A 21,990-nucleotide genomic window follows, 5' to 3' on the forward strand; every position below is an offset into this window, starting at 1 on the left:
GGTTGTAGATGGATGAAAAGCAGAAGGCGGGCGATGTGATCGCCCGCCTTCTGTGTTTTGCCGTTGGGCTTACTCGCCGCGCAGGCGGTTCATGCGCGGGACCGAGCGGCCCATCGGCATCTTCAGCTTGCCGATCGCTTCCAGGCGGCTTTCGGCGATGCGGTCGGCCGCGCGCTGCGGAGAGACGTCATCACGCTCGGATTGGTCGAAGATCTTGCCAAGGTTGTGGTAAATGCTGCGGATCGAGCGCATCGCACGCTCGCGGTTGTAACCGTCGATCTCCAGCGACACATTCATCACGCCGCCGGCATTGACCGCATAGTCAGGTGCCCACAGCACGCCGCGCTTGTACAGCTCATCGCCGACGGCATGGCTGGCCAGCTGGTTGTTGGCGGTGCCGCAGATGACCTTGGCCTTGAGCCGTTCAAGCGTGCTCATGTCGATGGCGCCTTCCATCGCGCAGGGCGCGAACACGTCGGCGGCGACGTCGTAGATGGCATCGGGTTTGACCGCTTCGCAGCCGTATTCAGTGACAGCCTTCTGCACCAGTACCGGGTCCAGATCGGTCACGTAAAGCTTGGCGCCGCGCTCGCGCAGCAGCTTCACCAGTTCCATGCCGATATGGCCCAGGCCCTGTACTGCGATGCTGAGCTTGCCGATTTCCTCATGGCCGAACTTGCGCTTGACCGAGGCCATCAGCGCCTGCAACGCGCCGTAGGCAGTGAACGGAGCCGGGTCGCCGGAGCCGCCATGGACCTGGTGTACGCCGGTCACATAACCGGTCTCCAGATAGATGTTTTCCATGTCGTTGACGTCGGTACCGACGTCTTCGGCGGTGATGTAGCGGCCGGCCAGCGCCTCGACCTGGCGGCCGAAGGCGCGGAACAGCACTTCGCTCTTGGCGGTCCTGGGGTCGCCGATGATCACCGCCTTGCCGCCGCCCACATTCAGCCCGGCCAAGGCGTTCTTGTAGGTCATGGTGCGGCTCAGGCGCAGTACGTCGCGCAGCGCATCATCAGTATTGGCGTAAGGGCGCATGCGCACGCCGCCCAAGGCCGGGCCGAGGGTGGTGTTGTGGATGGCGATGATTGCTTTCAGGCCGGCGTCGCGGTTCTGGCAGAACACGACCTGCTCATGGCCGGAAGTCTCGAGGGTTTCGAAAAGCATGCAAGCTCCGATGGCGTATCTGCCACAACGTCAGTGATCGTGTAGCCAAATTGCTGGCCGGAAAACAAAAAATGCGACTTCGTCATTGGCAGGGACGGGGGTCGCGGGCCGTCATTCTAATCCATTCCCGGTAGGGGAGTGTTCAGCCCGGTGTACCGCTGGCGGTGCCTGGCTTTGCCGGTACGGGCGGCGCTGTGCCCACCGATAGCGCAAACCGGCAAAAGGTCACGCTGCGCTGCAACCTGACCTGCGGGGGGCAGCGGTTCTATGATCGGTTGCAATAGAAACCGGATGTTGCACGGCCCATGAGTACCCCCGCCTCCCAGCTCCCGCAGGCGCAGCCTGAAACCACCCCGCTGCGCTTCGTCACCGCCGCCAGCCTGTTCGATGGCCACGATGCGGCGATCAACATCATGCGCCGCCTGATCCAGGCACAGGGTGCGGAGGTGATCCACCTCGGTCACAACCGCAGCGTGGAAGACGTGGTGCGTGCCGCGCTGCAGGAAGATGCCGACGCCATCGCGCTGTCGTCCTACCAGGGCGGGCACGTGGAGTACTTCAAATACATGGTCGACATGCTGCGCGAACGGGGTGCTGGCCATATCAAGGTATTCGGCGGCGGTGGCGGCACCATCACCCCGGAGGAAATCCGCGAGCTGCAGGCCTATGGCGTGGAGCGTATCTATCACCCCAACGACGGCATGAAGATGGGGCTGGTGGAAATGATCGAGGACGTGGTGGCGCGCGCTGGCAAGGCCCGTGAAGCTGCTGCCCGCGACGTGCATGCGGAAGCGCCGTCGATCGAGGATGAGATCGGCATCGGCCGGGTGCTGTCGCAGTTGGAAGACGCAGATCACAGCGAGGCTGAGTTGGCGCTGCTGCGCAAGCAGTGGCAGCTGGCGGCAGGCAAGACGCCGGTCATCGGTATCACCGGCACCGGTGGCGCCGGCAAGTCCTCGGTCACCGACGAACTGCTCAATCGCTTCCTGGCCAGCTTCCCGCAGATGCGCATCGCGGTGATCTCGGTCGACCCGACCCGTCGCCGTACCGGTGGTGCGCTGCTGGGCGATCGCATTCGCATGAACTCGCTGCGCTCCAAGCGCGTCTACATGCGTTCGATGGCAACCCGCCGCCAGCATGCGGCGATCAATACGGTGCTGCGTGATTGCATCGGGTTCCTGAAGTCGCTGCACTTTGATCTGGTGATCGTCGAGACCGCCGGTATCGGCCAGAGTGATTCGGAAATTGTCGATCTGGTCGACTTCCCGATGTATGTGATGACCAGCGACTTTGGCGCACCCAGTCAGCTGGAAAAGATCGACATGCTCGATTACGCCGAGCTGGTGGTGCTGAACAAGTTCGACAAGCGCGGTGCTGAAGATGCGTTGCGTGATGTGCGCAAGCAATGGAAGCGCAACCGCGTCGCCTTCACTATGAAGGACGAGGATGTGCCGGTGTATCCGACCATTGCCAGCCAGTTCAATGATCCGGGCATCAGCTGGATGTTCGCCAACCTGTGCCGACTGCTACGCGAGAAGGCCAAGGCAGACGCCGGCCTGCAGCCGCAGATCGATACAACGTTGAAGGAGCCTCGTGCGACCGTGCTGATACCCGGTGCACGCGTGCGTTATCTGGCTGAGATCGCCGAACAGGGCCGTGGCATCAATGCCCGCATCGAGTCGCAGGCGGAAGTGGCCGAGCGTGCGCAGAGCCTTTGGCAAGCACTGAAGGAGTTGGCTGATGCGGCCCAGCCGGGCGCCTTGGATCTGTATGCAGGCGATGCACTCACCGATGCAGGCGTCGACAACAGCATCCGCACCCTGCGTCAGCGCTACAACGATGCGGTGCAGTCGCTGGACTCCGACGCGCTGCGCTTGCTGCGTGAGTGGCCGGCACGGCTGAAGTCGATCACCGATCCGGTCAACGAGTACCAGGTGCGCGGCAAGACCATCCGCGTCGAGAACTACCGCGAATCGCTCAGTCACCAGCAGATCCCCAAGATCGCTGCGCCCACCTACCGCAGCTGGGGTGAGCTGTTGGTGTTTCTGCAGAAGGAGAACCTGCCGGGTTCCTACCCATACACCGGCGGCGTCTATCCGTACCGCCGCAGCGGTGAAGACCCGATCCGCATGTTTGCCGGTGAGGGCACGCCGGAGCGCACCAACCGCCGCTTCCATTACCTGAGCGTTGGCCAGCCAGCTGCGCGCCTGTCCACCGCCTTCGACAGCGTCACTCTGTATGGCGAAGACCCTGCACCGCGTCCGGACATCTACGGCAAGATCGGCAATTCCGGCGTCAACATCCCCACGCTGGACGACATGAAGAAGCTGTATTCCGGCTTTGACCTGTGCGCGCCGACCACCTCGGTGTCGATGACCATCAATGGCCCGGCGCCGATGATCCTGGCGATGTTCATGAACACCGCTGTCGACCAGCAGATCGAGAAGTACCTGCAGGAAGATGCCGCGCGCTGGGCCGAAGCGGAGCAGACGATCGCGAAGCTCTTCGAAGGCCGCAGCCGTCCGCAGTATCACGGTGACTTGCCGCCGACCAACAATGGCCTCGGTTTGGCGCTACTTGGCGTTACCGGCGATCAGCTGGTGGACGCCGAAACCTATGCGCGGATCAAGGCAGAAACCCTGTCCACGGTGCGTGGCACGGTGCAGGCCGATATCCTCAAGGAAGACCAGGCGCAGAATACCTGCATCTTCTCCACCGAGTTCGCGCTGCGGATGATGGGCGATATCCAGCAGTACTTCGTCGACCACAAGGTGCGCAATTTCTACTCGGTGTCGATCTCCGGTTATCACATCGCCGAGGCCGGCGCGAACCCGATCAGCCAGCTGGCTTTCACCCTGTCCAATGGTTTCACCATCGTCGAGTACTACCTGGCGCGCGGCATGAAGATCGATGACTTCGCGCCCAATCTGTCGTTCTTCTTCTCCAACGGCATGGACCCGGAATACACGGTGATCGGCCGCGTGGCCCGTCGTATCTGGGCGCGAGCGATGCGTGAGCGCTACGGCGCCAATGAGCGCTCGCAGATGATGAAGTATCACATCCAGACCTCGGGCCGTTCGCTGCACGCGCAGGAGATTCAGTTCAACGACATCCGCACCACGTTGCAGGCGCTGTATGCGCTGTTCGATAACTGCAACAGCCTGCACACCAATGCCTATGACGAGGCGATCACTACGCCGACCGAGGAAAGCGTGCGTCGTGCGGTGGCGATCCAGATGATCATCAACAAGGAGTTGGGGCTGAATTTCTGTGAGAACCCGTGGCAGGGCAGCTTCATTGTCGACAAGCTCACCGACATCGTCGAAGAGGCGGTTTACAAGGAGTTCGAGGCGATCAGCGAGCGCGGCGGCGTGCTCGGCGCGATGGATACCATGTACCAGCGCGGCAAGATCCAGGAAGAGTCGCTGTACTACGAGCACAAGAAGCACGATGGCAGCCTGCCGCTGGTCGGCGTCAATATGTTCCTGCCCAAGGAACATGCCGGTGAAGTGGCGACCGAGATCGAATTGATCCGTTCGACCGAGGAAGAAAAGGGCCAGCAGATCGAGAACGTGCACACCTGGCAGCGCAACCGCAATGCACTGGCCCCGGCGGGTGAGACCTCGCATGCGCATGAGATCGAAGGCGCAGCGACGGATGAAGAAGCGCACGATGGTCACGGTCTGGGCTACCTGCAGAAGACCGCGCGCGACCGTCGCAACGTGTTCGAAGCGCTGATCGAAGCCGTGAAGACCCACAGCCTCGGCCAGATCAGCCACGCCCTGTACGACGTAGGCGGAGAGTACCGCCGCAACATGTAACGGTAGTGCCGAGCCATGCTCGGCAATGGCTTTCACGTAGTGCCGAGCCATGCTCGGCAGAGGCCTTCATGTAGTGCCGAGCCATGCTCGGCAAGGGCTTTCATGTAGTGCCGAGCCATGCTCGGCTGGGGCTTTACTGGTAAGGCCTCTGCCGAGCATGGCTCGGCACTACATGAAAGCCCTTGCCGAGCATGGCTCGGCTCTACAGGTAAGGCTATCGGTAGAGCCCCAGCCGAGCATGGCTCGGCTCTACAGGTGTTGCGCGCTGCTACTCTTGGGGCGACTTCCCGGCAACAGGCAGCAACATGGATCGACGTCGTTTCATCGGTGGTACGGCTTTGGCGGCAGCCTTGCCGCTGATCGGCATGCAGGGCGCGATGGCTGCCACGCACGGGCAGTTGCTGGCCGCCGGCCTCAACAAGGGCGATACGGTCGGCCTGGTCAGTCCGTCCTCAGCCAGCAGCGAGCGGCTCAGCCTGCAGTTGGCGCGCGAGGCGATGGAAGCCCTTGGCTTCGTGGTCAAAACCGGCGCGCATTACGCCGCCCGCCATGGCCACCTGGCCGGCACCGATGCCGAACGCGCCGGCGATCTCAATGCCATGTTCGGCGACAAGCAGGTCAAGGCCATCATCTGTGTGCGCGGCGGCTCTGGCGCCGCACGACTGTTGCCGCTGCTCGACTACGAGCGCATCCGCGCCAACCCCAAGGTGCTGCTCGGTTACTCGGACATCACTGCGCTGCATTGCGCGATCCAGGCCAGGACCGGCCTGGTGACCTTCCACGGGCAGATCGGCGCAGGCAGCTGGAATCGCTTCAACGTTGATCAGTTCGATCGGCTGTTCTTCAAACACGAGCTGATGCAGTACCAGAACCGCAGCGAGAGCGACGACGAGCTGGTGCCGCGCGACAATCGCACGCTGACCATCCGTGGCGGCAAGGCGCAAGGTGAACTGATCGGTGGCAACCTGACCGTGCTGACCGCCTTGGCGGGCTCGCCTTACCTGCCGGACTTCAGTGGCAAGATCATGTTCCTGGAAGACGTGGCCGAAGCACCGTATCGCATCGATCGCATGTTCAGCACCTTGAAGCTGATGGGCGCACTGGACAAAATCGCCGGCTTCATCTTCGGTGAGTGCACCGATTGTTCGCCGGGTGATGGTTATGGCTCGCTGACCCTGGACGAGATCTTCGACGACTACATCGTGCCGTTGAAGATCCCCGCCTATCGCGGTGCGATGATCGGCCACATCAAGGAGCAGTTCATCGTCCCGGTGGGCGGCAAGGTGGAGATGGATGCCGATGCCGGTACGTTCCGGCTGCTGGCGCCGGTGCTGGCAGGCGCTTGATGGTCAGGGCGACGTGGCGGGATGCCGTCACGTCGTCAAAGCCCGAGGCTTATTCTTCTTCGTCGGCGCTTTCATCCGCATCTTCATCCTCGGGTGACAGCCACCAGGCATAGCCGTCTTCGCGCACCGGCTGCGGACACTCACGGGTCTCGATGGCGTCAAGTTGACGGCCAGGTTGGCCGGCAACCCAGTCTTTCAATAGTTTCTCGACTGATAATCGGCTCTGCGCGGCAATACCGAGATTACGCTCGACCTGCCATTGTTCCACTTGCTCTTCGTTCGACTCCTGCGCATGGCTATGTGGCGCGCCGTAGCTGCAACGCAGGCAGTAGTGACGGATGCTGCTGGTCCAGTCTTCTGCATAACCGATGCCCGGCGCGCTGGCGCGCAGCAAGGCGCTGATATCGTCGCGACTGTCCGCGCGCACGAACACCACGAAGGTCTGGAACTCGGACGGCTGCAGTCGTTCCAGTTCGTTGAAAACATGCACTTCACGCTCGCCGTCGAAACGCGTGCCGGTGGCTGCGCCGTCATGCAGCACGATGTCGCCAAAGCGGTGGCCGCTTTCCGGCAGTGGCACGTTGAGGATGCGTGCGCGTACCGGGTCGATGCGGCGCATGAATACCGTCTCGCCGGCGCTCCAGGGATTCAAGCGCACCACGGCGACGCCGAAGTCGGCATCGATGGGGCCGTCACCTTCTGGAAGGGTGATGTCGCAGGCTGCCCAGAGTTCGCGCACCGTGCTCCATTGGCCAAGACCTGTGGCAGCGATGGCTGCGTTCCAGTGTTGGGCTTGGCTGAACTCCTCCGCCAGTTCAATCGCACGCAGGTTGTCGCGCAGCGAGCCGGCCCATTCCATCTGGTACTTCAGTGCCAGTCCGCGCATGTAGTGATAGAAGGGGTTATCCGGGTGGTGCTGCAGCAATACGTCGAAATTCTGCGTGGCGCTTTGCAGTTCGCCTTCGTCAACTGCGGCGTACGCATGGTTGTGGACGCTTTCAAGGCCAGGCTGTTCGTTGTTCATTGCGCGGCAGCTTTGGGGGATAGGAGATGATCGCATGCGGACTGTGTTCCCGGATCGGGCGTACAGCCATGTGATCGATATGCCAAATGGTTGTCAGCGCCGGCTGGGGGCAGCGCCTGTGTTGGTGGAGCTACTCGTTAACATGTCAATAACAGGACTCTTGCCAGCATCGGCGCCGAAGCGTGGTCATGGCTCGTTGTCTGGATGCACCGCGCGCAATGAAACCCCGTCTTTGGCTAGCTGGAGCAGTGCAATGAGTAGCAGAAGCATGCGGTACACAACATCGGCAGCAGTGCTGGCGCTGACGGTAGCGTTGGCAGGCTGTGGCAGGCAGTCGACAGCCGATGGCGCCGCGACGGTGGCTCCGATGGTAGCGACACCAGCAACGGATGACCTCCCGCAAGCCGCCCAGCAGGTGCTCAAGGTTGAGGTGTTCAACCCGGGCGACAGCGGTATTTTCGCGGTGTCTTCCGAGCTGATCACGGGTGCAACTGACGCAGTGTTGGTGGATGCGCAGTTCTCCACCGCCGATGCGGCCAAGCTGGTCGAACTGATCAAGGCATCCGGCAAGAAGCTGACCACCATCTACATCAGCCATGGCGACCCGGATTTCTACTTCGGCCTGGAGACGCTGCATGCTGCCTTCCCGGACGCGCAGATTTTGGCCACCCCCCAGACCATCGCGCATATCCTGGCCAGCAAGGATGAGAAGCTGAAGATATGGGGGCCGCAGCTCGGTGCCAATGCGCCCAAACAATTGCTGGTGCCTTCTCCCTTGCAGGGCGACAGCCTGCAACTGGAAGGGCTGGAGCTGAAGGTGATCGGCCTGGACGGAGCGAGCCCGCAGCGCACGGCTTTGTGGGTGCCGTCGATCAGGACGGTGATGGGCGGGGTGTTGGTGGATGCTGGTTCGCACGTATTCATGGCCGATACGCAGACACCGCAGTCGCATCAGGATTGGCTGGTGGCGCTGCAGCAGATCAAGGACCTGGCACCGACGAAGGTTATTCCCGGCCACTATGCGCAGGGTGCGCCACAGGATCTGGCGGCCGTGGAATTCACCGCCAACTACATTCGCGCCTTCGATGAGGAAGCTGCAAAGGCCAAGGACTCGAACGCGTTGATTGCGGCGATGAAGCAGCGCTACCCGGGCCTGCAAGGCGAAGCATCGTTGGAGCTCAGCGCCAAGGTTGCCAAGGGCGAAATGCCCTGGAAGTAGTCGCGTAATGCAGAACGGGCGTCATACCAATCTTCAAGGAGGATCATTGTGAAATATCGCGTTTTTTCTGTTCTCATCATCTGCGCCCTGGCGACGGGTATCGTCTGCGCCAAAGAGCCCATTCGCCTGGATGCGTCTTCGGATGCCGCAGCTGAGTCCAGCTGGAACCGAATGACTGAATCGGTGAGCTCTGCGAAAAAGCAGAAGCTGCTGGTGGCCATGCTTCAGATCAATCTGGCTGGTGTGAACTCGGCGTATGAGGTGGCGGGCAATCCTGAGCTGCAGCACCTTGGCATTGCCAGGATCAAAGACAAGGTTGCCAACCTGAATGCTGACGAGATCATTGAATTGGGAAATCGGACGTCGAGTGCCCAGATCCAGATCCAGGTCCAGTCGGTCCAGTAAATCCCCGTCACCTATGCAGGCAGAACCCATTCCGTAGATTGACCTGGTTCTGGCGGCGCTGCGCTCTTGCAGCAAGACAGCGCACAGTCCCGGGGCGGTTTGGAGGTGGCAGAGTCATCTTTGCCCTATGCACGCTGACTCGGCAAGGGAGGGCTGCGTGGATCAGGAAATTGGGTTGGAGGCGCGATCTGAAGCTGAGTTGGCAAGGCGCTTCTTCGCCTTGGCGGCATACATGGCGGCATCGGCATGGCGCAGCAGTGCATCGGCGTCATTGCCGTCGGCGGGGAAGCAGGCCACGCCCACGCTGGCGTCGATCTGCGGGGTATCGCTGCCAAGGCTCTGTAGCAGGGCCAGTCGCGCACGCAAGGCGGTAGCGATATTCAATGCATCACTGGGACTGGTGCAGGCCGGTAGCACGGCAACAAACTCGTCGCCGCCGACGCGGGCGATCAGGTCGTTCTGACGCAGGCCGTCACGCAGTTGGCGGGCGGCATCGCGCAGCAGGCGGTCACCAGCTTCATGCCCGTAGCGGTCGTTGGCAGCCTTGAAGCCGTCCAGGTCGATGTAGAGCAGTGCCAGCCCGCCGCCATCGCGCGCAGCGCGTTCCAGTGCAGCTTCCAGCTCCCGCCGCAGGTGGTAGCGGTTGGGCAGGCCAGTCAGTGCGTCGTGGCTGGCCAGGTGCTCAAGCTGTCGCTCGATCCCACGCAGGGCGGTCACTTCGTGGCCGACACCAATGCGGATACCGTACTCCGGCAGCCATTTGGCCGACCATTGGATGTCTACCACGCTGCCATCCTTGCGGATGTAGCGGTTGCGGAAGTTGGAACGAGGCCGGCCTTCCATCGCGTCCAGTGCCGATTGCTCGGTGGCTGCGCGGTCCTCTGGATGTACCAGGTCCATGATCTGCCGGCCTTTGGCCTCGGCGGGGGTGTAGCCAAAGATGGTCTCGAAGGCTGCATTGACCATCAGCAGCTCGCCATCGGGGGCAACCATGCAAACCGCGTCGGGTAGCAGATCAAGGACTTCACCGAGCAGCGGCAACTTGAAGGGCATGTCTAAGCACAACAAATACGAAGGCTGGGATTATGCCGTGTCCAGATTGCCGCGTATGTCGGGGCGCTGCCCACGCAGGCGGGGAGGCGGCAGCAGTGCCAGGCTGAACGTGGCCGGCGCTGGGCCCGGGGTGAGGGGGAAGCCGCTCTGCAGTAGTTGGGAGGATGCACGGAAACCCGCTTGCGGGAACGCGCATCGCCGGGGCTTTTGGCTTGTCCCGCTGCGAAAATGCCAAGGATTACCGCTAGTTGGCCGTCGCTGTTGGGCCTTGTAAAGCACCTCAGATAGAACCTGAAGCGACGGTTTTGCTACCCTGTGCTTCTTTGGGTTCTGGGGCTGCTCCCCGCGGTTATTTCCATGGTGTGGTTGCGTGTAGCTCTGATTCTCCCGTTGATCGTGATCAATACGCTGGCCCATTGCCTGCCGTTGTTCGTGGTGGCGCTGTTCAAGGCGGTGCTCCCGCTGAAGTCGGTGCGTCGGGCCTGTAATCCGCTGCTGACCGGGCTGGCTGAGAGCTGGATAGCGGTAAACAGCGCCATGATCCATGCCTTCACCGCCACCCGTTTTACGGTCAGTGGTACCGAGGGGTTGGAGCGCGACGGGCACTACCTGGTGCTGGCCAACCACCAGAGCTGGGTCGATATCCTGGTGCTGCAGAAGGTGTTCAATCGCCGCATCCCGCTGCTTCGCTTCTTCCTGAAGCGCTCGCTGTTCTGGGTGCCGGTGCTGGGCCTGGCCTGGTGGGCCTTGGATTTCCCGTTCATGGGCCGCTACAACCGCAAGCAGATCGCCAAAAACCCCGAGCTGGGCCGGCGTGACATGGAAGTAACCCGCAAGGCCTGCGAGAAATTCGCCAGCATTCCAGTGGCAGTGATGAACTTCGTTGAAGGCACCCGTTTCACGGCTGCCAAGCATGCTTCGCAGAGCTCGCCGTTCAAGCATCTGCTCAAACCCAAGTCCGGCGGCGTGGCCTTTGTGCTGGATGCGATGGGCAAGGGCCTGCATGCCTTGCTCGATGTGACCATCGTCTATCCCAAAGGCATTCCCTCGATGATGGACCTGATGGCCAATCGCCTGCCGGAAGTGCAGGTGCTGGTGCGCAAGCTGCCTATCCCCGCTGAGTTCATCGGCCGCAACTACCAGGAAGATCGCAACTTCCGCGCGCAGTTCCAGCAGTGGATGAATGGCTTGTGGCTGCAGAAAGAAGAGGACATCGCGCGCCTGCTCGAAAACAAGGCCTGATCGATCTGATTGGTTTTGCGGAAAACCGTCGGTTTTTTGTAGGAGCGGCGTAAGCCGCGAAGCTGGCATTGCTGAAGTACAGGGCATGCCTGCTACCTGAGGATGCGCCGGCTTCGCGGCTTACCCCGCTCCTACGGTGTAAAGTGCGCGCCAACATCCGTATTGAAGAGACCTGCGCATGAGCATTGATGCCGCTTTCTATCCCATCGGCACTCCCGGTCAGGCCTGGGGCGCGCCGGAGCGCGCGCAGTGGCTGGCACAGCAGCAGGTGCAGCGCAGCTATGCCGAAGAAGTGCTGGTCAAGATCGACGCCTTGCGCGAGCGTTTTGATGTGACGCAGTACGGTGAGCTGGATTACCCCTCGGGCCGCTATCCGCTGTTCGCAATCCGCAGCCGCAACTGGGACGAGACGTTGCCGGTGATGCTGGTGACCGGTGGCGTCCACGGCTACGAGACCAGTGGTGTGCAGGGTGCGCTGCAGTTCGTCGATCAACATGCGGGGAGCTACGCCGGCCGCTGCAACCTGCTGATCGCGCCCTGCGTCAGCCCCTGGGGCTATGAGCGCATCCAGCGTTGGAATGCCTTGGCACTGGACCCGAACCGTTCTTTCGTGGACAACAGCCCGGCGCAGGAGTCGGCCGCGCTGATGGCATTGGTTGCTCCCTTGCAGGGGCGCGTGCTGATGCATATCGATCTGCACGAAACCACCGATACCGACGAAACCGAGTTCCGCCCGGCACTGGCCGCGCGCGATGGCAAGCCGTTCGAGCCGGGCGAGATTCCGGACGGTTTCTATCTGGTGGACGACACCGAGAACCGTCAGCCGCAGTTCCAGCAGGCAGTCAACGCTGAAGTCGTCAAGGTGACCCATCTGGCACCTGCCGACGAGCGTGGCGAGATCATCGGTTCGACCGTGGTGGCCGAAGGCGTCATTGAGTACCCGCTCAAGGCCTTGGGCCTGTGCGCCAGCGTCAGCGGTGCGCGTTACACCACCACCACCGAAGTCTATCCGGACAGTCCCAAGGCGACGACGCAGCAGTGCAATGACGCCCAGGTTGCTGCCGTGATCGGCGCCGTGGACTACGCGTTGGCGCATCGCTGAGCGCGCGGACCGACAGGTTTGCTGAAAGCCCATCCGGCGTAGCCGGGTAGGCTTTTCATTTGCGGGTTCGATAGCCCGACCGAAGCGTGTAGCCCGGGTAAGCCAAGCGCACTCGGGAACCACTGCCGCCTATCGATATTCACGCCACCCCGCAGTGGGATATGCAACATGGCGAACATGAAAGCCCCGATCCTCCTCTATGCGGTGCTTGCCCTGGCCGCCCGCCAAGCGCATGCCGAAGACGCGCCGGAATTTGACCGGCCCGGCATAGGCTTCTCCACCAGCACGGTCGGCAAGGGCGTGTTCGTCTGGGAGCAGGGCTTGCCCGATGCCAGCCGTGATCGCAGCGATGGCCTGACCACGACCAGATGGACTGCCGACACGTTGTTGCGTGTCGGCTTGGCCAATGCGCTGGAGTTGCAACTGGGCGCGGATAGCTGGAGCGGGCTGCGCGTGCATGGGCCCGATGGGCGGATCCGGAAAACCGGTGGAGGCGACGGCAGCGTCGCACTGAAGTGGGCGCCGACGCTGGCCGATGAGCAACTGTCAGTGGCATTCAAGGCCGGGGCCAGCCTGCCTTGGGGCAGGGCGCCGCTGGGTGATGCGGGGCAGAACTACGACCTGGGCGTGACTGTGGCGTTGGCGCTGCCGCGGGATGGCAGTGTCGGCCTTTATGTAGATCGGCAATGGGGCGACGCTGGTAGCGGCTGGTTACTTTCGCCCAGCTACGGTTTCGCGTTGAGGCCGCAGCTGTCGGCCTACGTCGAAGCCGGCTACGGCACCGGCGCACAGTACATGCGCGCTGCCGGTGCCGGCGTGACCTGGATGGTGAGCCCGCGCGTGCAGTTGGATGCATCGTTCCTGCGCGGGCTGGACGCCGATACCACTGATTGGCAGGGCGGTATCGGCGTGTCGATGTATTTCGATTGAGAACGCGGTTCAGCGATTGACCGCCGGCCCATACACGCCGCTGTAGCCGGCTGCGCAATTGCTGGTGCAGTCAGTGGTCAGCATGTTGCGCACGATCAGACCGGCGTTGTTCTTCGAGCGGAAATGGCCGACGCCGCTGCTGGTATCGCCACCACCGAAGTTGTACGGGCTGCCATCGCTCCAATTCCAGTCGAAGCTGTAGGCGCTGCTACCGGCGCCGATGTCGACTTGTGCATAGACATTGGTTGCGCTGTTGAACAGCGCGCCATCGGCGCAGCCGGCGCTGTAGCTGGTGGTGAAGCAATGCACCTGGTCACGCGAACCGGCGGTGATGGTGTAGAAACGGATGCCGGTGTACGTGGCCGGGAAGGTGCGCAGGCTGCCGCTGCCACTACCGGTCCAGCGGTTGTAGCCGTAGTAGCTCACGCCGGTGCTCGGGTACAGACCGAAGGTGTAATAGGTGTAGGGATAAACGTAGGCTTCGGCATTGCAGGTGGGCGCCAGCGTCGATTGATATCCGGTGCTGCGGCAGGTCTGCAGGCCGCGTAGCCCGCCAGCGATGTTGATGAAGCGTCGCACGCTGCTTTGATTGGCGTTGTACTTGATCGACGCCAAGGCCATGGTCGAGCCCAGCGAGTGAGTGACGATGTCGACCTGGCTCTTGCCGGTGTAAGCCTTGACCTTGTCGATGAAGGTCTTGAGTGTCTGATAGGTGGCCGGTGAGTGGTAGTTGTTCTGCGGCGCTGCGCGCTCGCTGGCACTGAGGTAGGTGATGCCGAACAGTTCGCAGTCGTTGTAACCGGCGGCCTTGAGCTCGGCATAGATCGAGCGCGGCGGGGTGCTGTAGCCGCTGACCGCAGCGGCCGGCATATCGAAGCTGATGGCGCTGTCGCCATTGCCGGGTATGAATACCACCGGGGTCTTGCTGGCGGTGCAGCTGCCGCCGCCAAAACCGCCTTGGCCAACCCCGGGGCTGAAGCCGCCGGCATATTGGTTTGCCGCGCCGGTGCAGGTGTAGCCATTGTTGCTACCGCAGTCCAAGGCCTTTGCGCTGGTGGGCGCCAGCATCAGCATGACGCCGGCCAGCGGCGCGGCCAATGCGCCGAGCAGGCAGGAGGAAATGACGGGGACAGATCGCGTGTTCGACATCTGGCTGCTCCGATGGGTCTGCGTTGTGATCAACGCAGCATCCGCCGGTACCGCCGATGCAGGCAGTGTCCTTTAGGGAAACTTGCAGTGCAGCACGACTGCACAGGCTACCCATCCCGTTATTTGCGTTTGTGGATCAAACTGGTAGAAGCCTGCAGGATGGCGCGGGTCAGCAAGGCCATGGTTTTGACCTCGCCCTTCCAGTGCTGCCAGTACAGCGGCACGTCTTCCCAGGCGCGGGCTTTGACGTAGACCAAGCGTCCGCTTTCCAGGTGCCGGCGCACCAGCGGCAATGGGTTCATGGTCCAGCCAAGTCCGCCCAGATTGGCGTGGACGAAGGCGCGGGTTGAGGGAATCCACCAGGTAGGTGCGTTGTGTGCCTGCTCCACACCGGCCAGACGCCGGGCATAACGGGCCTGCATATCGTCCTTGCGGTTGAACACCAGTACCGGCGCCTGCGCCAGCGCCTGTGCGGTCACGCCCTTGGCGAAGTGGCGGGCATGGAATTCGGGGGTACAGGTAGCGGCGTAGCGGATGCTGCCCAGTGCATGGATCTGGCAGCCCTGTACCGGCTCGGACAAGGTGGTGACGGCGCCCATCACCGCGCCCTGGCGCAGCAGGGCAACGGTGTGGTCCTGGTCTTCGGTGTGCAGGTCCAGGGTGGTGGAGGTGGTCTGCGAGAAGCTCTGCACCGCCTCCGGGAACCAGGTTTCCATGCTGTCGTGGTTGACCGCCACCGGGATGCTGGCCCTTGGCAGCTCGGCATCGCTGAGGCCGATGCGCTCGAAGGCGTCGCGCTCCAGCAGGGCGGTCTGTTCGGCCAGCTGCACCAATACCTGACCTTCCACAGTTGCCTCGGTAGGGATGGTGCGCTTGATCAGCAGTTTGCCGACTCTGTCCTCCAGTGCCTTGATCCGCTGCGATACCGCCGAGGCGGTGACGTTCAGCGATAGCGCCGCGCGCTCGAAGCTGCCTTCGCGGATGACCGCGGCCAGTGCCCGCAGTTGGGCGTGATCGATGCGCATATTAAGTTTTGCTAATGATGGTTAACGAAGTTTAGCTCTACTTTTCCGTGCTGCATTGCGACAATTGCCGCGTCCGGACGTAACCGGTGGGCTCTCCCGCTACGTCCTTCCCCCAGTAACAAGGTTTTTTCTCATGTTTTCGGTTATTTCCGCCCAAGCTGCCGGCAGTGCCTGGCTCAGTGGTGCCGGTATCGGTATCGGTCTGTTCGCCATCGTTGGCGCGCAGAGTGCGTTCATCCTGCGCCAGGGCATCATGCGCCAGCACGTGATTCCGATCATCGCCACGTGTTTCGCCATCGACGCGGTGTTCATCATGGCCAGCGTGGCCGGCCTGCGTCAGTTGACCGCGCAGTTGCCGTGGCTGACCACCGTGCTGTTGTGGGGCGGTGTTGCCTTCCTGACCTGGTATGCAGCGCAGTCGGCGCGGCGTGCGGTGGTGGGCGGTGGCGGCATGAACCTGGATGACAACGGCGAGCAGTCGTTGCGCACGGCGCTGATGGCGGCGGCTGGTTTCTCCATCATCAACCCGCATTTCTGGCTGGACATGATGGTGATTGGCTCCATCGCCGACAACTTCGGTGAGTCGCGCATGGCCTTCGCCATCGGCGTGGTGACTGCCAGCGGCGTGTGGCTGACGGTGCAGGGTCTCGGCGCACGGATGCTGGCGCCGTTGTTCACCAAGCCGTCTACCTGGCGGATTCTGGATGGCACCATCGCGGTGATCCTGAGCGTGCTTGCCTTGACCCTGGCGATCCGCGGGGTCAACTGAGGTCAGGCTTCATCCGGGCAGGTGGCCTGCCCGGGTGATGCCCGGGCTACGGCCCTGCGTGCTTTCCCGGTTACGTGGCCTGGTTCCAGCGTGTCGGCCACTCGCGAATGAAATCGTCCACCCGTGCCAACGGCATTGGGCGTCCAAACACATAGCCTTGGCCCTCGGCACAGTGCTCTTCCTTCAGCTGGTCCAGTTGCGCCTGGGTTTCGACGCCTTCGATGGTGGTGCTGATGCCCAGCTTTTCGCATAGGTGCGATACCGCGCCGATGATGGCGCTGCCCTGGCTTTGTTCGCCCAGGTCGCGGACGAACGACTTGTCGATCTTGACCTTGTCGAACGGGAACGCACGCAGGTAGCCGAGCGAGGAATAGCCGGTGCCGAAGTCATCCATCACGATCGACACGCCGGCCATCTTCAGCCGCAGCAGCTGCGCCGATGCCGCCTCGATGTTGGCGATCAGCGCGTTTTCGGTGATTTCCAGTTCCAGCCGTGCCGGCGCCAGCCCTGTTGCTGCCAACACCTGTTCGACGCCTTCGGCCAGATTGGGTTGGGCCAGCTGCGATACCGACAGGTTCACCGCGATCTTCATCTGCTCCGGCCACTGGCTGGCATCCTGCGCGGCCTGGCGCAGCACCCATGCACCCAGCGGCAGCATCATGCCGATATCTTCGGCCAAGGCCAGGAACTCACTGGGTTCGAGCAGGCCGCGTTGCGGGTGATTCCAGCGCAGGAGTGCTTCAAAGCCGGCGACCTGGCGCAGGCGCAGATCCACCAATGGTTGGTAGTGCAGCTCAAACTGCTGCAGTTGCAGGGCCGCACGCAATTCAGTCTCCAGCTGCCGGCGACGCTGCATGCGGGTGTCCATCTCTGCTTCAAAGAAGCGGTAGCAGCCGCGGCCATCGTCCTTGGCCCGGTACAGCGCCAGATCGGCATTGCGCATCACGGTGTCGGCGGCGTTGGCCTGGTTGTCGATGAGGACGATGCCGATGCTGGTGCTGATGGCGAACTGGTGGTTCTCCAGCTCGACGCTGCGGCCCAGTTCTTCGACCAGGCGGGCAGCCAACGATAATGCTGCCTCGGGAGCGCGGCTTTCCGGTGCCATCAGGATGGCGAATTCATCACCGCCCAATCGGGCGACCAGGTCGTTGCCGCGTACACAGCCGAGGATGCGTTGGGCGACTTCCTGCAGCAGCCGGTCGCCGGTGGGATGGCCGAGGCTGTCATTGACCTCCTTGAAACGGTCCAGGTCGAGCAGCAGCAGGGCGCTGTGGTGACCACGGCGGGCAGCGATCAGGGCCTGGTCGAGTTTCTCGAACAGCATGTTGCGATTTGGCAGCGAGGTCAGCGAATCGTGCTGGGCCAGGTAGGCGATGCGCGCCTGTGCCTGACGCCGCGCATCCACGTCCTCCAGCACGCCGGCCCAACTGCTCAGGCTGTGGCCGATGCGGGCGCCGCGTGCGCGCAGCCAGCGCCACTTGCCATACAGGTCAAGCACGCGGAACTCCACGTCCAGGGAGGCGGCGTTGGTGCCGGTGAAACTCTGCTCCAAGGCGATCTCTATCTGCGGCAGGTCATCTTCGTTGACCCGGCGCAGCCAGCCCTTGCCGAGCGCATGATCATTGGGTTGCCCGGTCAGCTCGCGCCAGCCGGTTGCCGACAGCACCGTTCCATTGCGATCGGATTGCCACAGCACCAGCGCGCCGGCTTCGGCGACGGCGCGGTAGCGTTGCTCGCTGGCCTTGAGGTCACGGGCCAGGTCGCGCGCTTCATCGGCGCTGCGCTTCAACGCATCGACGGTGCCGCTGAGGCTGCTCTGCAGGCTGCGTACTTCGCGGATGCGGGAGGGCTGTGGGTCGGGCAGGGCGGCGACATTGTCGGCGACGCTGTGACTGCGCTGGGCCAAAGCCCGGATCGGCAGCAGGATGCTGCGGGCGATGGCGTTGGCCCAGAGCAAGGCGATCACCGCTGCGACGATGCCGCCGAAAATGATCCCCAGCAGCGGTTGTTGCCAGCGCGCCTGGAAGCTCTGTTGTGGTTCTCCAACCACCAGGGTCCAGCCCGGCGCCGCCTGCAACCGGTGGAAGGCGAAGATGACCGGCATTCCCTCGTTGCTGCTTGCATCGAACAGCCCGTGCTTGCCGCCGCTGCGTTGCAGTACCCGCCAGTCGGGTACCTGCTTGCCGATGTAGCGTTCCGGTGACAGTGATCGCGCAGCAATGACGCCATTGTTGTCGACTACCGCAGCCAGCAGCTGTTGGTCGTTGCCGGTACCCATGATGCTGGCGATCAGGCGATTGGAGGGTTGCACCATGGTCAGCACGCGGACGTCGTCGGCATCGCCAAAGGGCAGAGCGATGGCCACTTCCGGGGTATTGGTGATCGCGTTGGTGAACAGGTCCGAGACCTTTACCTTGTCTTCGCGGCGGGCGTCGTCCAGCAAGCCAGGCGGCAGTGTACGGGCCTGCTCGCTGTTGTCCTGGATCAGCCGGATGTCGGGGTTTTCACGTGCCCATGCCCGCAGCTCCGGGGCGGTTTCCTGCAGCTGCGGTGCCAGCAATGACAAAAGGCGTAGTTGGTTGACGTTGTCTTCGATTCCCTGATCGACCCCGCGTGCCAGCGCGGTGGCGGTTTCCTGCAGGCGTTGCTCGGAACTGTGCCGGTAGTCGCGGGCTGCATTCCAGACTGCTATGGCACCGATCACCAGTAACGGTAGCAGGGTGGCAAGGATCAACAGATGCAGTCGGGAATGGAGACCACGGGTACGCGGCAACTGCTCAAGCGCTGCCGATGCGGTAGTTGCCAAGCCTCAGTCTCCGGTTACCGTTGCGGCGTAGTGCAGTTGGCAGCCGCCCCCAAGTGGCTGCCGCAGGCGGGGTGGCGCTGTTATGGCACGAACCCGGTACGGTTGGAAAGTACAGTTGGAAACAGGGCCGAGGGTCGCGCACTTGTCCCCACTGTCCAATTCAGGCCGTGCAGGGCGGGTGTAGGCGGCAGCATTCGATGCGTGATTGCAGTCACGCTATCGCAACGGACTGGCTACAAAGTTCCCGCATCGTTCGCAAAGCCCGCAAATACCGGCGCGAGCCCTGATTTCCAGGTTTCTGCTGCAAGCCTGATGGCTGCCCTTGTCAGTGGCGCTTTTGGCTCAGCATCCACTCCCACATCGCGGGGTTGCGATAGGTGGCATCCCAGGCGTTGTGTTGGACGTCCGGGTACTCGGTGTAGCGGAAGCCCGCCCCAAGTTGCTGGCTGGCAGCGGCGATTGCGCGATCGTCGGTGGTTGGTACCAGTTCGTCGAGGGCGCCATGGAATATCCAGGTAGGCACGTCGCGCAGGCGGCTGACGGTGCTCAGGTATGGATTGGCAGCGTCGGCCACCTGGTCGACCATCAGTCCGGGCCGGTCGGCACGCGGTGCTCTCAGCGCGCCGCAGATGGGCACGATTGCGGCGAATTGGCTGGGCCGGGTCAGGGCCAGCTCCCAGCTGCCATATCCACCCATCGAGATGCCGGTCAGGTAGATGCGTTGTGGATCAGCGGCAAACTCCTTGCTGGCCACGTCCAGAACCGCCAACGCCATGCGCGCGTTGCGTCCGCGCCATTCCTCGCCCTCGGGCACCTGTGGGAACACCACCAGTGCCGGGAACGTATCCATGTTCTGGTTGAGCCAGGGACCAATCCCGGCCAAGGTAGGTTTGAGCCCGTCATCGCCGCGCTCGCCGGAGCCGTGCAGGAACAGCACCAGTGGACGCGCACCTGACGAGGTGGCGGTAGTGGCCGGCACAAACACCTGGTAGCGGAACTGACGGCCCTCGAAATCGAGCTGCCGCGCGACGAACTGCCCCTTGGCGGGGGCGGTGTTGGCGGTTGAGGGCAGGCTGTTGCAGCCCATGAGCATACCCAGCAGACATAGCGACATCAGAATGCGACCCATTGCGTCCGGCTCCATGGCAGAAGCCACCAGCCTAGCCTGATTGGGCCTGTGCCAGAATGCTCGCGGATACACCGCTGTGGCGGTCTGCGCTGTTATTGGGAGTTGTAGATGAGAAAACTGCTGATCGTTGCCTTGGCAACTTTGTTGGCTGCTTGCAGCCAGGGCCTGAGCGGCACCTGGAACGATGGCGCGGGAATGGTGAGCTACACCTTTGACTCCGACGGCCAGGTGACGGTTGAAACGCTGGGCAAGGCGCAGCAGACTCGCTATACCCGCGACGGCAACATGCTGAAGGTTGCAGTACCTGGCACCGAAGCAGAGTCGGTGGACTTCACCATCAATAAGGATGGCTCGCTGCAAGGCCCGATGGGTGTGCGTCTGCACAAGCAGAAGAAGTGACACGAACCCCGCAGATGGATCGGCGCTGATGGTGCCAGCGCAAGCTAGCGCTGACGGCTGAGCTGGAAACGTAGGGCTACGCCAACCGGATTTGGGTAGCTGACGCTTTCAGCGTCAGCGGATGGTGCGGGCCTGTGCTTGAGCGTGCTCAAGACGCGTGCAGGAAGCCTTCTATTTCGCGCGCGGCTTTCCCAACCTGGGCGCTCAGTGAGGTTTTCATATCCGCCGGTAGCATCGAGCGCGGAACCATGATGCTGATCGAGGCCAGCACGTTGCCATCACGGTCGCGCAATGGATAGGCCACCGCCGAGACGCCGGTTTGATAGAACGATTCGCTGATGGCGTGGCCGCGCGCACTGTCATCACCCAGCAGCTCGATCAGGTCCTGTGGTGTCTTTGGCCCTTGTTCGGAGGTAAGTGCAAATGCCGGTTCCGGGTACAGTGAGCTCAGTTCCTGCTCGGGCATCGCCATCAACAGCACGCGGCCTATTGCGGTGCAGTGAGCTGGGAGCCGTGTGCCTACGCTGACGCCGCTGGGCAGTTCGCCGATCGCGCTGGCACGGGCCACGTACACCACGTCGCGGCCATCCAATACGCACAGGTGCGCAGAGTAGCTGGTGGTATCACGCAGCCGTTGAATGATGGGTTGCCCGATCTGCACGATGTCCATCGCGGATAGATAGTCAAAGCCCAGTCGCAGAACATTGAGGCCAAGGCGGTAGCCGCCACTGGCGGTGTTGCGATCCAGAAAGCGCATCTGTTCCAGCGTCTGCATGGTGCGGTACGCCGATGCTTTGGGCATGCCGGTGCGCTGGCAGACCTGGGTGAAGCTCAGTTCGCCACGTTGCCGTCCAAACAGCAGCAACATGTTCAGGCCCCTCTCCAGTGCCGGTACCATGTAGCGATTGGGTTCTTTTACCGGTGTTGCTTGAGGCGTCGACATATCCGTCCTCCCTTTAGTTGAAGACAAGGCCGCCATCGGCGGGCAGGGTCAGCCCGCTGACGAAACCCGAAAGAGCTGACAGCTGGTACTTCACGATGCCGTCGATGTAGGCGGGTATTGCACCCGTTGCGAGGGATGCCCGTTCTCGCATGAAGCACGACGTTCGGCGGAGACGTACTCGGCGGTTTGTTGCCGGATAAGCCTCGGCGCGATTGCATTGACACGGAGGTCGTCGGCGCGCAGCCCAGGCGGCACTGACAGCGAAGCATCTGATTTGTTTTTCGCCCGTATCGGTCGCGTGGAGGTATTCGTCACGTATCTGCGGTTGTGCACAAGTGGTTTTCCGGCGGATGCCTTTCCCGCCAATGGCGGGTGAGGGTGAGGTTTTATGTTTGAAACTAAATGTCATTGCGGAAGTTGCAATTAAACATAGCAGCGTCAAGTGGGCTGGCAATCAGGGA

Annotated in this window: 17 protein-coding genes; 9 read left to right on the forward strand and 8 right to left on the reverse strand. The window is 62.4% G+C overall.

All coding sequences use genetic code 11. From position 1 onward, the window contains the following. Positions 1-69: 69 nt before the first annotated feature. Entirely contained in the window at positions 70-1,167 is a 1,098-nt protein-coding gene (locus ACVOLR_RS12365; RefSeq protein ID WP_481536682.1) for a Glu/Leu/Phe/Val family dehydrogenase, read from the reverse strand. A gap of 305 nt (positions 1,168-1,472) precedes the next feature. On the opposite strand from ACVOLR_RS12365, the gene ACVOLR_RS12370 reads away from it, so the two are divergent. Both ACVOLR_RS12370 and ACVOLR_RS12375 read left to right on the forward strand, forming a co-directional pair. Beyond that, a complete protein-coding gene (locus ACVOLR_RS12370) occupies positions 1,473-4,988 on the forward strand; it encodes a methylmalonyl-CoA mutase family protein (RefSeq protein ID WP_481536683.1) in 3,516 nt (1,171 codons plus the stop codon). Between the two features lie 305 nt (positions 4,989-5,293). Beyond that, positions 5,294-6,334, forward strand: coding sequence for a S66 peptidase family protein (locus ACVOLR_RS12375; RefSeq protein ID WP_481536684.1), 1,041 nt, complete (start codon positions 5,294-5,296; stop codon positions 6,332-6,334). A 49-nt stretch (positions 6,335-6,383) separates the two neighbouring features. On the opposite strand, the gene ACVOLR_RS12380 is transcribed toward ACVOLR_RS12375, so the two are convergent. Further along, positions 6,384-7,358, reverse strand: coding sequence for a tetratricopeptide repeat protein (locus ACVOLR_RS12380; protein WP_481536685.1), 975 nt, complete (start codon positions 7,356-7,358; stop codon positions 6,384-6,386). A gap of 268 nt (positions 7,359-7,626) precedes the next feature. Here ACVOLR_RS12380 and ACVOLR_RS12385 point away from each other — a divergent pair, with 268 nt between their 5' ends. Then, positions 7,627-8,577 (forward strand): MBL fold metallo-hydrolase, encoded by a 951-nt coding sequence (locus tag ACVOLR_RS12385; RefSeq protein WP_481536686.1) that lies wholly within the window; start codon positions 7,627-7,629, stop codon positions 8,575-8,577. Positions 8,578-8,625: 48 nt separating this feature from the next. After that, positions 8,626-8,982, forward strand: coding sequence for a hypothetical protein (locus tag ACVOLR_RS12390; RefSeq protein ID WP_481536687.1), 357 nt, complete (start codon positions 8,626-8,628; stop codon positions 8,980-8,982). A gap of 162 nt (positions 8,983-9,144) precedes the next feature. On the opposite strand, the gene ACVOLR_RS12395 is transcribed toward ACVOLR_RS12390, so the two are convergent. Continuing rightward, complete coding sequence (locus ACVOLR_RS12395) at positions 9,145-10,035, reverse strand: PAS domain-containing protein (RefSeq protein ID WP_481536688.1); 891 nt, start codon at positions 10,033-10,035, stop codon at positions 9,145-9,147. A gap of 357 nt (positions 10,036-10,392) precedes the next feature. Here ACVOLR_RS12395 and ACVOLR_RS12400 point away from each other — a divergent pair, with 357 nt between their 5' ends. The 3 genes from ACVOLR_RS12400 (at position 10,393) to ACVOLR_RS12410 (ending at position 13,309) form a co-directional block, all read left to right on the forward strand. After that, positions 10,393-11,277, forward strand: coding sequence for an acyltransferase (locus tag ACVOLR_RS12400; protein WP_481536689.1), 885 nt, complete (start codon positions 10,393-10,395; stop codon positions 11,275-11,277). 178 nt (positions 11,278-11,455) lie between these two features. Then, a complete protein-coding gene (locus ACVOLR_RS12405) occupies positions 11,456-12,379 on the forward strand; it encodes a M14 family metallopeptidase (RefSeq protein WP_481536690.1) in 924 nt (307 codons plus the stop codon). 168 nt (positions 12,380-12,547) lie between these two features. After that, complete coding sequence (locus ACVOLR_RS12410; protein ID WP_481536691.1) at positions 12,548-13,309, forward strand: transporter; 762 nt, start codon at positions 12,548-12,550, stop codon at positions 13,307-13,309. A 9-nt stretch (positions 13,310-13,318) separates the two neighbouring features. On the opposite strand, the gene phaZ7 is transcribed toward ACVOLR_RS12410, so the two are convergent. Next, entirely contained in the window at positions 13,319-14,458 is a 1,140-nt protein-coding gene (phaZ7, locus tag ACVOLR_RS12415; RefSeq protein ID WP_481536692.1) for an extracellular native short-chain-length polyhydroxyalkanoate depolymerase PhaZ7, read from the reverse strand. A gap of 119 nt (positions 14,459-14,577) precedes the next feature. Further along, complete coding sequence (locus ACVOLR_RS12420; RefSeq protein WP_481536693.1) at positions 14,578-15,483, reverse strand: LysR family transcriptional regulator ArgP; 906 nt, start codon at positions 15,481-15,483, stop codon at positions 14,578-14,580. A 133-nt stretch (positions 15,484-15,616) separates the two neighbouring features. On the opposite strand from ACVOLR_RS12420, the gene ACVOLR_RS12425 reads away from it, so the two are divergent. Beyond that, the gene (locus ACVOLR_RS12425) at positions 15,617-16,252 is read left to right on the forward strand and encodes a LysE/ArgO family amino acid transporter (RefSeq protein WP_481508366.1); all 636 of its coding nucleotides are present in this window, start codon (positions 15,617-15,619) and stop codon (positions 16,250-16,252) included. A 70-nt stretch (positions 16,253-16,322) separates the two neighbouring features. Here ACVOLR_RS12425 and ACVOLR_RS12430 read toward each other — a convergent pair whose 3' ends face one another. Both ACVOLR_RS12430 and ACVOLR_RS12435 read right to left on the reverse strand, forming a co-directional pair. Beyond that, the gene (locus tag ACVOLR_RS12430; RefSeq protein ID WP_481536694.1) at positions 16,323-19,058 is read right to left on the reverse strand and encodes a bifunctional diguanylate cyclase/phosphodiesterase; all 2,736 of its coding nucleotides are present in this window, start codon (positions 19,056-19,058) and stop codon (positions 16,323-16,325) included. A 325-nt stretch (positions 19,059-19,383) separates the two neighbouring features. Further along, positions 19,384-20,187: a carboxylesterase family protein gene (locus tag ACVOLR_RS12435; protein ID WP_481536695.1), complete on the reverse strand. Its 804-nt coding sequence runs from the start codon at positions 20,185-20,187 to the stop codon at positions 19,384-19,386. 108 nt (positions 20,188-20,295) lie between these two features. On the opposite strand from ACVOLR_RS12435, the gene ACVOLR_RS12440 reads away from it, so the two are divergent. Next, complete coding sequence (locus ACVOLR_RS12440; RefSeq protein WP_481536696.1) at positions 20,296-20,586, forward strand: hypothetical protein; 291 nt, start codon at positions 20,296-20,298, stop codon at positions 20,584-20,586. 148 nt (positions 20,587-20,734) lie between these two features. Here ACVOLR_RS12440 and ACVOLR_RS12445 read toward each other — a convergent pair whose 3' ends face one another. After that, on the reverse strand, positions 20,735-21,529 hold the full coding sequence (locus ACVOLR_RS12445) for an IclR family transcriptional regulator (protein WP_481536697.1): 795 nt from the start codon (positions 21,527-21,529) through the stop codon (positions 20,735-20,737). Positions 21,530-21,990: the final 461 nt, after the last annotated feature.

It is taken from the genome of Stenotrophomonas sp. STEN030, assembly GCF_056759995.1.

Bases quoted from the DNA above. Each gene is read 5' to 3' on its own strand.
- ACVOLR_RS12365 (WP_481536682.1), bottom strand. From the start codon at position 1,167: ATGCTTTTCGAAACCCTCGAGACTTCCGGCCATGAGCAGGTCGTGTTC.
- ACVOLR_RS12370 (WP_481536683.1), top strand. From the start codon at position 1,473: ATGAGTACCCCCGCCTCCCAGCTCCCGCAGGCGCAGCCTGAAACCACC.
- ACVOLR_RS12375 (WP_481536684.1), top strand. From the start codon at position 5,294: ATGGATCGACGTCGTTTCATCGGTGGTACGGCTTTGGCGGCAGCCTTG.
- ACVOLR_RS12380 (WP_481536685.1), bottom strand. From the start codon at position 7,358: ATGAACAACGAACAGCCTGGCCTTGAAAGCGTCCACAACCATGCGTAC.
- ACVOLR_RS12385 (WP_481536686.1), top strand. From the start codon at position 7,627: ATGCGGTACACAACATCGGCAGCAGTGCTGGCGCTGACGGTAGCGTTG.
- ACVOLR_RS12395 (WP_481536688.1), bottom strand. From the start codon at position 10,035: ATGCCCTTCAAGTTGCCGCTGCTCGGTGAAGTCCTTGATCTGCTACCC.
- ACVOLR_RS12400 (WP_481536689.1), top strand. From the start codon at position 10,393: ATGGTGTGGTTGCGTGTAGCTCTGATTCTCCCGTTGATCGTGATCAAT.
- ACVOLR_RS12405 (WP_481536690.1), top strand. From the start codon at position 11,456: ATGAGCATTGATGCCGCTTTCTATCCCATCGGCACTCCCGGTCAGGCC.
- ACVOLR_RS12410 (WP_481536691.1), top strand. From the start codon at position 12,548: ATGGCGAACATGAAAGCCCCGATCCTCCTCTATGCGGTGCTTGCCCTG.
- phaZ7 (WP_481536692.1), bottom strand. From the start codon at position 14,458: ATGTCGAACACGCGATCTGTCCCCGTCATTTCCTCCTGCCTGCTCGGC.
- ACVOLR_RS12420 (WP_481536693.1), bottom strand. From the start codon at position 15,483: ATGCGCATCGATCACGCCCAACTGCGGGCACTGGCCGCGGTCATCCGC.
- ACVOLR_RS12425 (WP_481508366.1), top strand. From the start codon at position 15,617: ATGTTTTCGGTTATTTCCGCCCAAGCTGCCGGCAGTGCCTGGCTCAGT.
- ACVOLR_RS12435 (WP_481536695.1), bottom strand. From the start codon at position 20,187: ATGGGTCGCATTCTGATGTCGCTATGTCTGCTGGGTATGCTCATGGGC.
- ACVOLR_RS12440 (WP_481536696.1), top strand. From the start codon at position 20,296: ATGAGAAAACTGCTGATCGTTGCCTTGGCAACTTTGTTGGCTGCTTGC.
- ACVOLR_RS12445 (WP_481536697.1), bottom strand. From the start codon at position 21,529: ATGTCGACGCCTCAAGCAACACCGGTAAAAGAACCCAATCGCTACATG.